This window comes from Kribbella sp. NPDC055071, from assembly GCF_053608045.1.
Genome location: NZ_JBSGUS010000004.1, coordinates 248556 through 264929 on the forward strand (window position 1 = coordinate 248556; position 16374 = coordinate 264929).

A 16374-nucleotide genomic window follows, 5' to 3' on the forward strand; every position below is an offset into this window, starting at 1 on the left:
ATCGTTGTCAGGACTTAATCCGGCGCCGGACCTGCGGGTTTTCCAGGGATCCTTGGCATTACCCCTGTCTGTTGGGGCCGACTACGGATAACGTTGTCTCTCGACCTTGACCGCCCTGACGGGGGGACGATGAGCGACGAAGCAGCGATGGCGCAGGGAACCGTACTCGGGATCGACATCGGCGGCACGAAGATGGCCGCCGCTTTGGTGTCGGCGGACGGCACGATCCGCACCGGTGACCGGATCCTCACGCCGACCGGTGACGCCGACGACGTGTTCGCCGCGCTCGGCGAGCTGATCGATCGCGTCCGCGGCGACGCCACCCCGCTGGCCGTCGGCATCGGTTCGGCCGGACCGCTGGACCAGCGGCACGGCCTGGTCTCCCCCGTCAACATCATCGGCTGGCGCAACTTCCCCCTGGTCGATCGGGTCCGGGCGTTGACCGGAGACGTGCCGGTGACACTCGGAGTCGACGGGCACTGCTTCGCGCTCGGTGAGTTCTGGACCGGTGCCGGGAGGGATGTCGACACGCTGCTCGGCATCGTCGTGTCGACCGGGGTCGGCGGCGGCCTGGTCGTCGACGGCAAGCCATTGATCGGTCAGTCCGGCAACGCGGCGCACATCGGCCACGTGGTGGTCGATCAGGACGGCGAGGCCTGCGCCTGCGGGTCGTACGGCTGCGTCGAGGCGTACGCGAGCGGCCCGCGGATGGTTGCCCGGGCCAAGCGCCGCGGCTGGCGCACGGACGAGGACGCGGACGCCGCCGTACTGGCGACCGACGCAGCCGCTGGGGACGAGTTGGCGCTCGCGGTCTTCGACGACGGTGCGCAGGCGCTTGCCGCGGGCATCGTCGCGACCGCGGTCACAGTCGACCTCACGACGGTCGTGATCGGCGGCGGCGTGGCGAAGGCGGGTCCAGTTCTGTTCGATCCTGTCCAGGCGTGGGTGAAGCGGCTGGCACAGCTGCCGTTCGTCGCCGACCTCACCGTCGAGCCGGCCCAACTGGACAACGCCGGCCTGCTCGGCGCCGCACACCAGGCCTGGTCCGCGCTCGCCTGACGCCGTCCCCTTGCCCTTTCGGGCATTCGCACAAGACGGCCCGTTCGGAAAGGGTTCTCTCGCGCACCTTTGCGCAATTTTTACCCAATCCACGAATCTGTGTAACGAACACCCCACTCCACCCGATTCACTGGATGGATGGGGTGGGGGCACGTCATCCACGGTTGGTCAAGGGGGGTCTTGGACCGGCCGGAAGCGGTGGATCGAGGGGGGCCTTGGATCCACCGGAACGCGTGAGCGGCGGGTGAGGAGACTTACCCGCCGCCCCGCGACCGAAAGACAGGAGTACGACCAGACGTAGTGAAGCACCACAGTCCACCAGCGTTGTCCGGGGCAACGCTCGACCAGAGAGACAACGGTCCAGATGGCTGTCGCGGTGCTCCTACTCCCCCGTGGGAACTCAAAGGATCCGGCTGGCGTCACAGACGCTTGCGGACGTATTGGCTGCTCCCTGTTCGCCGACCATGCGCACGGTGCCTCAATCACCGGTGCGCGGACGGCGGGCGCGGAGTGCGATCGATCCTCAGGAGGGTGAGGATCGAACGCGGGTTCTGCACCGTGGACGGAGGACGGTGGCTGCGGGGAGGGCAGCTTCCGAACCTGACCCCCCGTCCACGATGCAGAACCACTACTGCACGACGCAGCTCCACGACACCGTCGTGGATCAGGGCCTGAGCCACTCCGGTTCGGGCAGGCGGCCGCGGTCGAGGCGGCCGTTGTCGTCCAGCGGGAGCTCCTCGATCGGGATCAGGTCCGCCGGGACGAGGTACAGCGGGAGTTCCTTGCCCAGGTCAAGCATCAGCCGGGCCAGGACCGCGGGATCGCTGTCCTCGAGAACGACGTACCCGATCAGGCAGGTTTCGCCGGCAGGATCCGCGCACGCGACGACCACGGCGTCGACGACGCCGGGCTGGTCGGCCAGGACGTGTTCGGTCTCGCCCGGCTCGACCCGGTGGCCGCGGATCTTGACCTGGTCGTCGGCGCGGCCGAGGTACTCCAACGTCGCGTCCACACGCCAGCGACCGAGATCGCGGCTGCGGTACAGCCTGCCGCCCGGGTGGCCCGGGTCCGGCACGAACGCGCGCTCGGTCTCCTCCGGCCGCCCGATGTAGCCCTGCGCGACCGCTGCGCCACCGAGGTGGATCTCCCCGACCGCACCGACCGGCACAGGCCGCAACGCTTCGTCCAGCAGCCGTACGACGACGCCCTCGACCGGACGCCCGATCGACGGCCGGTCCTCGGTCGGATCGACGGCGTGGATCGTGGTCACGATCGACGCCTCGGCCGGTCCGTACTCGTTGAAGAGCCGGCACTCCGGATGAGCATCGAGGAAGTCACGCACCTTGTGCGTCAGCACCATCGCCTCACCGCCGGCGACGATCTCGCGCAACGCGGGCAGCTCAGGCAGCCGGCGCATCGTGGCCAGCAACGCGGTCAACGGACTGAACGCCATGAAGAGCCGCTCGACCTGGTGATCCCGCAACGCCGCAATCACGGCGTCGGGGTCGTACCGGTCGTCCTCGCCGATCAGTGCGAGCGCCGCACCGGAGGCGAGTGTCGTGAACATCTCCTGCACGTGTACGTCGAACCCGAACGACGTCCACTGCAACGTCCGCAGCGATCGCCGGGTCCGCAGGTAGTGCCGGATCAGGTTGACCGGACCGCGATGAGTGACGACGACGCCCTTCGGACTGCCGTTCGAGCCGGACGTATAGATGCAGTAGGCAACATCATCGGCGGCTGCCCGCACCGGCGGCGCCTGCCGTGCCCGCGGATCCGCATCGCTCGTGCCGATCGGGATGAGCCGCAACCCCAGCCGATCGGCCAGGGCCGCGTCGTCGCCGACCAGCGCGACCGCCGACGCGTCCTGAATCATGAAGGCCCAGCGCGATTCCGGTACGCCGGGATCCAGCGGAAGGTACGCCGCACCGGACTTGAGTACGGCGAGAACCGCGACGACCAACTCGGTGCCTCGGGCAACCCGGACCGCAACCAGCTGTCCGGACCGGACGCCCAGATCCGTTAGCTGCCAGGCGATCGCGTTCGATCGGCGGTCGAGCTCGGCATAGGTGAGTTGACGATCGCCTTGGATCAGTGCGATCGCGTCCGGCGTCCGGGCGACCTGCTGCTCGAACAGAGTGTGGAGGCCGCTGAGTTCACCGGCGACCAGGGCGTCGCGTCGTACCCGACCGAGGAGGCCGGTCGGCTCGATCTCGCCTTCGAGGCCGCGCAGTACCTCCAGGTCGGACTCGATCGGGAGCATCAGCTCGGGCAGTCGCAGGCGCGGTTGGGTCGTTGCCCTGCGCAACACTGCTTCCAGGTACGCGAGCAGGCGGTCGATCGTGCTCTGGTCGAAGAGTCCCGAGCGGTAGTCCGCCGTACACGTGATGCCGGCGCCGTGATGGGTCAGCCGGAGCCGGAGGTCGATGTTCTCGGGGAGGTCGTCGTCGCCGTCCTCGAACTCGACAAGGATCTGGTAGAGCGGATCGCGTTCCAGAATGGCGAGGTCGATGCCGGCGTGGTCGAACGCACCGGTCGTCACGTCGCGGACGCGTTGCGCGAGCTCACCGAGATCGGGTTCGCCGGACAGATCGATCCGGAGCGGCAGCGCACGACGCGTCGCGGTTGACGTGTCGCCTTGCGGGCGGATCAGCGCGGACCCGATCGTCACGTCGTCCTGCGCCGCGAACCGGCCGAGCACGGTGCCGACCGCCGCGAGCATCGTCATCAGCGGGCCGATCTTCCGTTCCCGGCTGAACATGAACACCGCGTCGCCGAGCTCTTCGTCCAGCTCCTGCTTGACGGAAGCCACTCCGGGCTCGGCCGTCGGCCGGACGTGATCGGATGGCAGGACCAACGGTTCCGCGCCGGTCAGAGCGAGATCCCAGTACGACAGGTCCCGTCGTCGCGCGGCTTCGGCCTCGGCGGCCTGTACGGCGGTGTCCTCGCCGTCCGGTCCGTCGGAGGTCGCGTCTTCTTCGGCGGTGGTGTCGTTCAGAAGCGCGAGTTGCTCGCGCATCAGCTGGGTGACACCGTCGACCAGCTGACCGGCGACGCGGAGCTGCTGCGACATCAGCGCAGCCATGCCGTTGCCGGGGAGCTCTGCTGCGCTGGTGGCGGCCGCTGCCTCGTCCACCTTTGCCGCGAGCTCGGCCAGGCCGGAGCCTAGTACGGCGAGAGCCGCCCGCGGGTCGCGGGTTTCCTCTTGTATTACTGGGGTTTCGGCTACGGCGACGGACTCTTCCTCGACCACCGGCTCGATAGCCAGGGGCTCGATGCTCTCGGCAACATCTTCGGTGCGGATGGCAACGGCCGTGGCGAGCTTGTGCGGCGTCGTGTACGGGCCGAACAGTTCGTCCGGGGTGAGCTCGACCGCGAAGCGAGTGTTGATCTCGTCGATCACCGGCGCCATCGAGGCTGGGGTTGCGCCGAGTTCGGCGAAGGTGTGGTCGACGGTCAGGTCGTACGGGTCGAGGTTGAGCTCGGCGCAGGTCAGGTCGAGGACCGCGTCGAGCGACTCGCGATACCGTTCGGCCGACACCTCGTCGCCGGACAATGCACCAGCCTGGGCCAGGTAGTCCGCATCAATCTGATGCGTCTCGGCCGGTAGGGCGAACGGCGAGCGCTCGGCGACCTCCAGCTCCTCCGCTGCGGCCTCGGCTTCGGCCAGCGCAGCCTCATCCGGCGCCGACTCGTCCGGCGGATCCAGCGGGATCCGCTTCACCGCGGCGCTCGACGGCTCGAAGACCACGGCCTGCGCCCGCGCCGCACGCTCGAAGGCATTCGGTTGCACGCGGATCGCCGCGGGCTCACCGGCCGCCACGTTTCCAACCGTCACGGACGGGTCGACCGGGTGGTGGACGCGACGGAACGGGTACGTCTGCAGCGGTACGCGCCCGCCGTCCGGGTAGACCTTCGCCCAGGCAATCTCCGTGCCCTGCTCGTAGAGCTCGACGAGACCGTTCATCGTCGCGAGGACGGGATCCTGCCCCAACCGCTGGGCCGGGATCCACGTGCTGTTCGGCGCGATCCGACGACCGGCCGGGCTCAGCACGGCGTCCGGCCCGAGCTCCAGGAACCGTCGGCAACCGGCCGCGGTCACGGCCTCGACCGCGTCGCCGAACAACACCGGCTGCCGCAGCTGCCCGACCAGGTAGTCGCCGTCCAGCACGGTCCCGGACTCGAGCAGATCACCCGACCAGCTCGACACCATCGGCGTACGCAAGGGCTTGAGCGTGATACCGCGGACGATCTCCGCGAAATCCGCCAGGATGGGGTCGACCAACGAACTGTGGAAGGCCCGATCCACGTCCAGACGCTGCCAGGCTACCTCGAGCTGATCCAGCTTCTCGGCGAGCTGACCGACGATCACCTCGGATCCGGTCAGCACGAACGACTGCGGACCGTTGCCGGCAGCAACTTCCACGCCGGTCGCCCGGGCGAGTTCGCGGACGCGGTCGGCATCCGCGCGTACCGCGACCATCGCGCCCGGCACCGTCCCGCGCTGCATGAGTTGGCCGCGTTTCGCGGTCAGCCGTACGGCATCGGCCGTCGACAACGCGCCCGCGACACAGAGGGCGGCGTACTCCCCCACGCTGTGACCGACCACCAGCGCCGGCTGAACACCGAACGACTGCCACAACCGCGCCAGGGCAAGCTCGAACGCGAACAGCGCAGGCTGTGCGGTCTCGGTCGGCCAGACCCCTTCTTTGCCGGCGGCGGGTGTCAGCAAGAGCTCGAGCAGGCTGCCGCCGGTCTCCTCGGCGTACACGCGGTCGCACTCGTCGAGCGCCGATCGGAACGCCGGGAACCTCGCCGCCAACCCCGCGGCCATACCGCGACGCGCGGCGCCTTGCCCGGTGAACGCATAGCCGAGCGGACCGGGTCCGCCGCGCGGCACTTCGGCGGCCTGGGCGGTGCCGAGCGCGTCGACCAGCTCGGCCTCGGATGCGCCCGCGACCGCGATCCGGTGGCGGTGGGCCGGCCGACCGAGTGCCGCCGTACCAGCGAGGTCGATGAGGCGGTGACCGGTGCCGTGGCCGAGGTCCGTGCGGTACAGCTCGACCAGGTCGGCCAGTGCATCCGGGTCCGGAGCGGAGAGCGCCAGTACGACGGGACCGTCGTCGCCGCGGCGGATCTGCCGTGGGGCCTCCTCGAGGATCACGTGGGCGTTGGTGCCGCCGACGTCGAGGGCGCTGACGCCCGCACGCAACGTGGTGTCGGCCTGCCAGTCGTGCACCTCGGTGCCGATGACGAACGGGCTGCCGTCGAGGGCGAGGTCCGGGTTCGGAGGGGTCGAGTTGATCGTCGGGACCAGCGTGCGGTGCTGCAGCATCAGGATGGTCTTGATCAGGCCGGCCATGCCCGCGGCGCTGTCGAGATGACCGATGTTCGGCTTGACCGAGCCGATCGTGCAGAAGCCGACCTTGTCGGTGTGGCGGCGCAGGGCGGTCGTGAGGGCGTTGATCTCGGCGGAGTCCGTGGTGGCGCTGCCGATCGCGTTCGCCTCGATGTAGCTGAGGGAGTCGGCCGCGAATCCGGCGCGCTCCAGGGCTCGCTCGATCGGGTCGGACTGCGTGTCCGAGTTGCTGACCGCGGTGCCGCGGATGACGGCGTACACCGTGTCTCCATCGGCGACGGCTTGGTCGAGACGCTTCAGGAGTACGGCGGCGACGCCGTTGCCACCGACCGTGCCGTCGGCATCTGCCGCGAACGCGTGCAGGTGACCGGTCGGCGAGAGGATCGACTCCGGGGACGGGTGGTAACTCGTTGCCTGCGGCACCTGTACGGCGGCGGCACCGGCGAGGGCGAGGTCCGCATCGCCCGATCGCAAGGCCTGGCAGGCGAGATGTACGGCGACCAGCGACGACGACCACGCGGATTGGACCCCGATCGCGGGGCCGGTGAGGCCGAGGCGGTAGGCGACGCGGGTGGCGATGGAGTCGCGGGACTGGTGCTGGCGGGTGTACAGGTTCATGCCGGAGCCGGCGAAGACGCCGACGCGGCTGGAGGTTCCGGCGTACCCGCCGTGTTCGAGCGCCTGGTGACACACCTCGAGGAACAACCGCTGCGCCGGGTCCATCAACTCGGCCTCACGATCGCTCAACCCGAAGAACCTCGCGTCGAACGACTCCACATGATCGAGCACCCCACTGGCCGCAACCAGCCCGTCCTCCTCCGCCGAGAACTGGTGGATGCTAGACACCCCACCCACCAGATTGTCCCAGAACTGCTCCAACGTCTCAGCCCCCGGAAACCGCCCAGCCACCCCCACCACAGCCACCGGCTCCACTGTCGCCTTAAGCCCGGCCCCCTCACCCGGCTCCGCCGCGACCGTCGCCTTAAGCCCCGGCTTCACGGTCGCCTTCGGCCCCGACCCCTCACCCGGCTCCGGCGCCCCCTCAACCTTCACCACCGCTTCAGGCCCAAACCCAGCCAAAGCCGCCGCCTGACCCCCCGCAGCCACCCCACCCCGGCCCCCAGCAACCTGCAACTCCGCATCCACCGCACCGGCATCAGCCGCTACCGGCTCCGACTCACCCTCCACCCCCGCGCCATCAGACCCCGCCTCCACCTGCACGCCACCAGCCGCCACGGCCCCCGGCTGTGTCGGCACACCGTCCGCTACAAGAACCTCCGGCGCAGACTCCGCCACCACAGCAGACGCCACCGCCGGCTCCGACTCAACCCCCACCACAACCGGTACGACGTCCTGCACCGCGGACTCCGCCCGCACACCGCCAGACGCCGCCTCCCCCTGCACGCCACCAGCCGCCACGGCCCCCGGCTCTGTCGACACACCGTCCGCTACAAGAACCTCCGGCGCAGACTCCGCCACCACAGCAGACGCCACCGTCGACTCCGACTCAACCTCCACCACAACCGGTACGACGTCTTCAGGCACACGCACACCGCCGGCTGCAGCCTCCACCTGCACAACATCCGCTACAACGGACTCCGGCTCAGCATCTACCTGCACGCCACCGACCGCCGCGCCCCCAGGCTCTGTCGGCACACCGTCCGCTACACCAGCCCCCGGCGCAGACTCCGCCACCACAGCAGACGCCGCCGGCTCCGACGCTTCCTGCGCCACGACCGGCACGACGTCTTCAGGCGCACGCACACCGCCGGCTGCAGCCTCCACCTGCACGCCACCGACCGCCGCGCCCCCAGGCTCTGTCGGCACACCGTCCGCTACACCAGCCTCCGGCGCAGACTCCGCCACCGCCGGCTCCGACTCTGCCTCCACCACGACCGGTAGGACGTCTTGCGACCCGGACTCCGCCTGCACGCCACCGGAAGCGCCCTCGACCTGACCACCGCCAGCCGCCGCACCCTCCGCCTCCGTCGGCACAACATCCGCTAAACCAACCTCCGACGCAGACTCCGCCACCACAGCAGACGCCGCCGGCTCCGACGCTTCCTGCGTCACGACCGGTACGACGTCCTGCCGCGCGGACTCCGCCCGCACGGCAGGTTGCGGCGGGGGCGTCGTCTCCGCGGTAGGTGATGCAGTCGGCTCCGGATCTGGTAGCGCGGCGGTCGTTGCAGTGGCCTGTGGCTCGGTCGGTGCCAGCTCGTCGGTGGAGTCTTCGGAGTCGACGTCGGCAAGTTGCTCGCTCGGGTCGGCGAGTGTGGGGTCGTTTGGCGGTGCGGTGGTCTGCGGGGTTGTGTCTTGGGCAGGAGCCGATTCGTCGGCGGCTGGTTGTGTATCCGGCCCGGGATTGGCGGCTGTCGACTCGGCTCGCGACTGCTCGGGCTCGGCTCGCGACTGCTCGGGCTCGGCTTGCGACTGCTCAGGCGCGGCTTGTGACTGCTCAGGCTCGACGTCTGCCGGGATGCGCGTGAGGAGCTGAGTCTCCTCCCCGGGCGCCTGCTCAAACTCCGGAGCGGCCGGCTCCTGCTCAAACTCCTGAGCCGCCGGCTCCTGCTCAACCGACTCAGGCACCGCAAGCTCAGACGCGCCCTCCGACGCCTCAACCGCCGCAGAATCGGGCTGCTCCCCCGCCCCCTCCTGCCCAGCAGACCCGTCCGGCTGCCCGGCGGACTCCTCGGACACCGCGAGCTCCGCTGACTGCTCCGACGTCTCGGACTCGGCCGAGTGCTCGGACGGTCCGGGCTCCCCAGGCTGCTCCGGCCCCGCGAACTCTGCGGACTGCCCCGAGGACTCGAGCTCCGCGAGTTCGACCACCTGGTCGGCCGGCTCAGGCTCCGCGAGCTCGGCCGCGTCCTCCGTCGCCTCAACCGCCGCAGAGTCCGCGCGCTCCTCCGCCCCCTCCTGCCCAGCAGACCCGTCCGGCTGCCCGGCGGACTCCTCGGACACCGCGAGCTCCGCTGACTGCTCCGACGTCTCGGACTCAGCCGAGTGCTCGGTCTGCTCAGGCTCCGCACGCTGCCCCGGCTTCGCAAGCTCCGCGGACTCGGGCTCCGCGAGTTCGACCACCTGGTCGGCCGCCTCAGGCTCCGCGAGTTCGCCGGGCTCGGGCTTCGCGAGCTCGGCCGCCCCTTCGGACGACTCGGGCTCCGACCGCCGAGTCTTCGCGAGATCCGCAGACTGCTCCAACGGCTCGCGCGCTACGAGACCCGCGGACGACTCCGACGGCTCGGGCTTCGCGGACTGCTCGGCTTTCGCCAGATCCGCGCCCTGCCCCGACGGCTCGCGCGCCACGAGACCCGCGGACGACTCCGACGGCTCGGGCTTCGCGGACTGCTCGGGTTTTGCGGACTGCTCGGGCTTTGCCAGTTGCTTGGTGGGGTCGGTGGCGCTGGGGAAGGTGGTGCTGTTGAGGTGGGCCTCGGGCTCTTCGACGGCTTCCGGGTTCTGGGGCTCGGGCTCGGGGGTGGGGCGGGCGCCGAGGGTGGGGCGTTGGGGTGGGGTGGGGATGGATTGCTGGAGGGAGCGTTGCCAGGCGAGGCGGACGATCGGGAGCTCGGTGGTGCGCTCCATCGGATCCTCGTCCCCGGCACCACCAGCAAACACCTCGTCGCCGGGGCGTCCCGCGAATGCCTGGTCGTCGGCAAGTCCGCCGGGCTCCTGGTTGCCGGGGCGGCCGACGGGGTCCTGGTGGCCGGGGCGGTCGGTGGGGTTCTGGGCTGTGGTGGGTGTGGCGGGGTGCTCGGCTCCGGCTTGGGCGGCGGGGTGCTCGGTGGGGGTGGGGGGTTCGGCGGTGGTGGGGGTTGCGGCGGTGTCGGCGTACGGGCCTTCGCCGGCGGGGCCGGAGTAGGAGCTGGCGCCGGCGGGCTCTACGTGCGGACCCGGTGGGGTCTCGAGGGTGCCGTCCATCCAGCGCTGCTTGAGCAGCGGCCGAAGGATCTTGCCGCCGGGCGTGGTCGGGAAGTCCCGGCGCGGTACGCCGACAACCTCCGCCGCCAACCCGAGTCGTCCCTGGATCAAACTCCGGATCGCCTGGTCCATCCCCGGAATCGACTCCGGCGTGAGGGCGTAGAACACGACCAACCGGTCGGTCCCGGCCTCCACGTCCGCCACCCCACACGCGGCGACCAGTCCGTGCTCGGCGCCGACGACCGTCGCGGCGACGGCTTCGATGTCGTGGGCGTAGTACAGCTTCCCGGCCATGATGATGCGTTCGCTGTCCCGCCCCGTGACAACGACCTGCCCACCAGTGATGAACCCTTGGTCACCCGTCGCCAACCACTTGCGCGCCGGCCAGTTGCCGACCGGGAACGCCTCCCGGTCCGCCTCCAGATTCCCCAGGTATCCAGGCGTGACCCGCGCGGACGCGACCTGCAGCTGACCGATCCGGCCCTCCGGCAGAACAGCGCCGTTCGGGGCGACGATCCGTACGGTCGTCCCCGGCGCGGGCGCACCCACCGACACCAGGCTGAGCACCCCGGGCGCCTCGGCCCGCGGCTTGCCGGGCCGCGCAACGGCGACCTTCCCGCTCGCCGGCCGCTGATCGACCCACTCGACCGCACCGGTCGGAGGAATCCGCACGCGATGCACATTCGGCGTCAGCCCCGGCCGTGCGAACGTGATCCCGGTGACCGTCTCGGTCATCCCCCACGCCGCCACGAACGTCTCCGGTACGACGCCGAACCGGTTCGTCAGCCGCAGGAACTCCGACATCACCGGCACAGTGATCTGCTCGCCACCACTGACCAGGCTGCGCAGGGCGGACAGATCCCAATGCCGATCCGGCTCCCCCGCGATCGCCTGCGTGGCGAGGCGGTATCCGAAGTTGGGCGACCACGAGTGGTTCACGCGGTGCTGGTCCATCAGGTCGAGCCAGCGCAAGGGGTTCGACAGGACCCACTGCGTGTTCACGTGGATGTTCGTGCAGCCGGTGAAGACGGGCAGCAGGTGGTACAGCAGGAACGCGCCGCTCTGGTCCAGCGGCAGCCAGTTCAGCGTGGTCTGACCGGGCCGCACCGGCAGCATCGCCGGAGTACCCGCGGCGAACTCGACCAGACCGCGATGCGTCAGTTGCACGAGCTTCGGCGTACCGGTTGTGCCCGAAGACATCATGAGTACGGCGACGTCGTCGGCGGCCGGTCGGTGGAAGTCGGAGGTCGGCTCGTGGCCGGCCATCGCGTCCGGGTCGAGGACCGGGAGGCCGAGATCGTTCGGCAGGTCGGATGGACGGCCGATCAGGACGGTCCAGCCGAGCAGGTCGGTGACCTTGCGCAGCCGCTCGCGCCCGACCTCGGTCCGATCGCCATCAGGACTCGGCGCCATCAGCAACGGCCGGATGCCACCGAGCGTGCACGCCCAGAACGACGCGAAGAAGCCGACGGGCTCGGTGCAGTGGACGACAGCAGGATCGCCGGCGCGTACGCCGTTCGCCCGCAGGCCGGCCAGGATCCGGGCGGCCAACTCGAGCAGGGTCGGGAAGTCGAGCTTGGTCTCGCGGCCGTCCGGGCCGATCTCGACCACGCCGGCGCCGCCGAAGTCACGCGCCGCCCGCAGCAGAGCACTGGGCAGGTCGCGCGGGTATCCGGCCGGAATCATCAGGGCCGGTCCGGTGGAGATCGCCGGCCGGTCCACGCCGCTCCTCACCACTGCGGTCCCACCACCAACGACCGAACGCCGAACAACGGAACGCGAGAGAGCTGAGCACCAGACAACTGAGCACCCGACAGCTGAACGCGGGACAGCTGAACGCGAGGCAGCGGAGCGCCGAAAAGCGGGGGCGCGAGCAGCCGAAGGACGGGCGTGGGGAGGGCAGGCCCGACGGCCTGCGGGACAGCAGTGGCGCCAGCCAGTTGGCGACCCACGGACACGTGCCTCCCCAACTGGACGGAGCCGGGCTCAGGGCACACCCGTCTCGCTCTCACCGACGACAACGCCCCGTTTTCGCCTGCCGAAACGATCCGGTGACCGGGCATAGTCGTGCACACCCGGTGCGTCATCACGCCGACCGACAGCCGTGAACCCTACCAGCCACAACCGGCCCTGGTGGAGTCCGTTCTCACCAGCCGATGGTTAAGAATTCGCCGACCACCAACCAAGCACCAACACGGTTTCAACGAGTCACCACGCCATCAGATACGCCCACAAGAACAACGAACCCCACAACCGACCCGCAGACGCCCAAGTACAGGCCAGGGAAGGCGGTGGGTGGGCTGGGTGTGGGGCGTGCTGGGCTAGTGGGGGGTTTCTAGGGCTGCGGTTCTGAGGGCGGTGGCTAGGTGGGTTACTGGGGCTGGGATTGGCTGGGGGGTGTGGGCCAGGAGGATTCGGCGTTCTTCGGTGGGGCCGCCTCGGACGGGGAGGGTGCGGACTCCGGGTGGGGCCAGGGAGGCCAGGGCGGCGGGCATGGTGGTGATGCCGGCGCCGGCGGCGACCAGGTGGAGTTTGGCCAGCCAGTCGCGGGCGGTGTGTGCGATGCGGGGGCGCTCGTCGAGGCCCATCCAGACGCCCATCACGCGTTCGTCGCCGAGGCCGGCGATCCACGGCTGGCCGCGGAGGTCCGCGATGTCGATGAACTCACCCCGCGCCAGCGGATGATCCGCGGGCACCGCGATCTGCAGACTGCGCTGCACGAGGACGTCCGCCTCCAGCGCCGGCGTCTCCGCGTCCAATGGCCGGTACGGCGGTGACGACGCCACCAACGCCAGATCCAGCGTCCCGGCCCGCAACGCCCGCACCAGCGCGGGGGTACTGCCCTCCCGGCTCACCACCGTGATCGACGGATGCGTACGACGAAGCGCAGCCAACGCCTGCGGAACCAACCAGGCCCCCGCAGTAGCGAACCACCCCAGCCGAACCGTGGCGGCCTCCTCAGGCAGCCCAGCCAACTCACGAGCAGTCGCGTCGACCTGATCGATCACCGTCGCAGCCCGGCGGAGTACGACGCGACCAGCCGACGTCAACCGGACCCCGTCGTGTCGGCGCTCGAGCAACGTGGTACCGGCGGAACGCTCCAAGGATGCGATCTGCCGGGAGACGGCCGACTGGGTGTACCCGAGGGCCGCGGCAGCGGCGGTGAGCGTGCCGCGCTCGGCCACCTCCCGGAACACCCGCAGGGCAGTCAGCGAGACATCAGCGAAGGCCATGACAGCTACGCATACCACGGTTGACATTCTTTCGCTGGTCGCATAGCCACCAGCGACCTAGCGTGAAGGCATGACCGATACAACCGCGAACGCCCCGAAGGTCGCGCTCGTCACCGGCGCCACCCAGGGGCTCGGCCTGGCGCTCGTCGAGGAGCTCGCCCAGCGCCTGAACCCCGAGGACACCGTCTACCTGACCGGCCGCAGCCTCGACCGGGTCAACGAAGCTGTCGACGCCATGCCCGGCGGAGGAGCCCGGGTCCGCGGCGAGATCCTCGACGTCTCCAGCCCGGACGGTCCCGAGCGCCTCGCCGCCGAGCTGGCCGAGCGGCACGGCGGCATCGACATCGTCGTCAACAACGCCGTGATGCGGGTCGGGCCCGACGACGACCCGCGCGAGATCGTCGACGCGTACGCCGACGTGAACAACTTCGGCACCACTCGGGTACTGCGAGCCTTCGCACCCCGGCTGCCCGACAACGGCCGGCTCATCGTCGTGGCCAGCTCACTGGGGACCCTGCACTACCTGGCTCCGGTCCTGCACTATCACTTCGACGACCTGCCCTCACTCGATGCCGTCGACAACGAAGTCGCCGCCTGGCGTGACGCCGTCCGCGAAGGCACCGCGCGCGGCACCGCCTGGCCAGGCTTCGTCAACATCCCGTCGAAGATCGCCCAGGTCGCGGCCGTCCGAACCCTCGCCTACCAACGCCACGACGAGGACACCGCCCGCGGCATCCTGCTCGCGGCCGTCTGCCCCGGGATGATGAACACCCCGACGTCCGCACTCTGGTGGGACGTCAGCGACGCCCCGAGCCCGGCCCAGGCCGCCGTACCGCTCGTCGACCTGGCTCTGAAGCCGGTGAACCCCGACCACTACGGACAACTGGTCCGCAACGGTGAGGTCCTGTCCTGGCGACCCTGGTGACGCCCTCCCGAAATCCCGTGGCGCTGCCGGCTCGCACCTCACACACTGAGAGACGTCCAGTTCGAGGCGAGGGGTCTGTTGATGACCGGGAGCACTGCGCCAGAGGTTCGTACGACGACTGGAGTGGTTCGGGGCGGGGTTGAGAACGGGGTCGCGGTGTTTCGCGGGATCCCGTTCGCCGCGCCGCTCCCTGGCGACCTGCGGTTCGCGGCGCCGCAGCCCGTCGAACCGTGGGACGGCGTTCGGCCGGCGATCTCTTGGGGACCGCCGCCACCGCAGTCGCAGGTCTTCGGACCGCCGTCGAACCCGGTAACCGGGGACGAGTGGTTGACGGTCAACGTGTGGTCGCCGCACGCCGAGCCCGGCGCCGGGTTGCCGGTGATGGTGTGGATCTACGGCGGCGCGTACGCGTTCGGCCATGCGAGTGATCCGGCGACCGACGGCGCGCGGCTGGCTCGCGAGGGGGACGTCGTACTGGTGACGTTCAACTACCGGGTCGGCGTCGAAGGGTTCGGTTCGTTGCAGGGTGCGCCCGCCAACCGGGGTCTGCTCGATCAGGTCGCGGCACTGGAGTGGGTGCGCGAGAACGTCGCCGCGTTCGGCGGCGATCCGGCGCGCGTGACAGTGTTCGGGGAGTCCGCCGGGGCCGGCTCGATCGCCTCCCTGCTGGCGATGCCGCGAGCCGCTGGATTGTTCAGCCGGGCGATCGCGCAGAGCGTGCCCGGGACGTTCTTCTCGGTGCCGCTGGCCGACGACATCATGGCGACGATCGCCGGGCGACTGGGACGCAAACCGAGCGTCGACGACCTCAGCGGGGTCTCCGCGGCCGAACTCGTTGGGGCCAGCGACGCGTTGGGCGCCGCGATGCTCCCCCACGCAGCGCGGTGGGGTGCCGTTGCCCACACCACGGTCCCGTTCTCACCGGTTGTCGATGGTGACGTCCTGCCGAGAACGCCGTACGACGCTCTCGCCGACGGCACCGGCCGCGAGGTCGAGCTGATCGCCGGTCACAACCGCGACGAGTACCGGCTGATGCTCGCGATCACCGGCCGCCTCGGCAACGTCACGGACGCCGACGCCACCACCGCACTGGAGGTGCTCGGCCCGAGCGGCTTCCGCACGGCCCACCCCGATGCGAACGCCGAGCGCCTGTTCGAGCTCGTCAACTCCGACTGGCTGTTCCGGATGCCGAGCCACCGGCTGGCCGAGACACAGGTCGCCGGTTGCGGCCGTGCGTACTCCTATGAGCTGGTCTGGCCGGACAGCGGACTCGGTGCCTGCCACGGCGTCGACGTACCGCTGGTCTTCGGAAACCTCCAGCAGCAGCACACCGGATTCCTCCTCGGCGCAGAGTCACCCACGGACATCGAGCGGATCTCCCAACGCTTCCGCACCGCCTGGACATCCTTCGCCCACTCCGGTGACCCGGGCTGGCCGCCGTACGACGAGACCGACCGACAGGTCGCACTCATCGGCACCGAGCTGACGGTCGCGCCGTACCCCGAAGAGGTCTCGCGCCGGCTCTGGACCGACTACGCCTTCGGCCCACTGCCACTGCTGAATCCCTAGCGCCGGGAGTTTATGGTCACGAGTCCGGTTTCGTAGGCGATAACCACGAGTCGGGCCCGGTCTCGAGCTGCGAGCTTGGTCATGATGCGGCTCACGTGCGTCTTCACCGTCAGCGGGCTCAGGAACAGGCTGTTGGCGATCTCGTCGTTCGACTGGCCGCGGCCAACCATCGTGAGCACTTCACGTTTGCGGTCGGTTAGGCGGTCGATCGGGTATTCCCTCACCGCACGAACCGCCAGGGTGAGGTGATATCGTCAACCCGCCTGCTCTCAGGAGCGCGACCCCCGGCCCTTCGTTGGCCGGGC

Annotated in this window: 5 protein-coding genes and 1 pseudogene; 3 read left to right on the plus strand and 3 right to left on the minus strand. The window is 70.0% G+C overall.

The genetic code is table 11. The features are described from left to right. Positions 1-129: 129 nt before the first annotated feature. Complete coding sequence (locus ACWF4Z_RS09725) at positions 130-1059, plus strand: ROK family protein (RefSeq protein ID WP_452242557.1); 930 nt, start codon at positions 130-132, stop codon at positions 1057-1059. A 664-nt stretch (positions 1060-1723) separates the two neighbouring features. Here ACWF4Z_RS09725 and ACWF4Z_RS09730 read toward each other — a convergent pair. Together ACWF4Z_RS09730 and ACWF4Z_RS09735 are read right to left on the minus strand one after the other, a co-directional pair. After that, a complete protein-coding gene (locus ACWF4Z_RS09730) occupies positions 1724-12064 on the minus strand; it encodes an amino acid adenylation domain-containing protein (protein WP_452242558.1) in 10341 nt (3446 codons plus the stop codon). Positions 12065-12663: 599 nt separating this feature from the next. After that, positions 12664-13575 carry a LysR substrate-binding domain-containing protein gene (locus ACWF4Z_RS09735; protein WP_452242559.1) on the minus strand — a complete coding sequence of 304 codons (912 nt, stop codon included), beginning with the start codon at positions 13573-13575 and terminating at the stop codon, positions 12664-12666. Between the two features lie 70 nt (positions 13576-13645). On the opposite strand from ACWF4Z_RS09735, the gene ACWF4Z_RS09740 reads away from it, so the two are divergent. Continuing rightward, a complete protein-coding gene (locus tag ACWF4Z_RS09740; protein ID WP_452242560.1) occupies positions 13646-14500 on the plus strand; it encodes an SDR family NAD(P)-dependent oxidoreductase in 855 nt (284 codons plus the stop codon). An 81-nt stretch (positions 14501-14581) separates the two neighbouring features. Next, on the plus strand, positions 14582-16069 hold the full coding sequence (locus ACWF4Z_RS09745; protein ID WP_452242561.1) for a carboxylesterase/lipase family protein: 1488 nt from the start codon (positions 14582-14584) through the stop codon (positions 16067-16069). On the opposite strand, the pseudogene ACWF4Z_RS09750 reads toward ACWF4Z_RS09745, so the two are convergent. Continuing rightward, positions 16066-16278, minus strand: a pseudogene (locus tag ACWF4Z_RS09750) (response regulator transcription factor); the annotation flags it as partial. The gene ACWF4Z_RS09745 and the pseudogene ACWF4Z_RS09750 sit on opposite strands and share 4 nt — an antisense overlap. Positions 16279-16374 lie beyond the last annotated feature (96 nt).

Coding starts and splice junctions, on each gene's coding strand:
- ACWF4Z_RS09725 (WP_452242557.1), top strand. CDS start 130: ATGAGCGACGAAGCAGCGATGGCGCAGGGAACCGTACTCGGGATCGAC.
- ACWF4Z_RS09735 (WP_452242559.1), bottom strand. CDS start 13,575: ATGGCCTTCGCTGATGTCTCGCTGACTGCCCTGCGGGTGTTCCGGGAG.
- ACWF4Z_RS09740 (WP_452242560.1), top strand. CDS start 13,646: ATGACCGATACAACCGCGAACGCCCCGAAGGTCGCGCTCGTCACCGGC.
- ACWF4Z_RS09745 (WP_452242561.1), top strand. CDS start 14,582: ATGACCGGGAGCACTGCGCCAGAGGTTCGTACGACGACTGGAGTGGTT.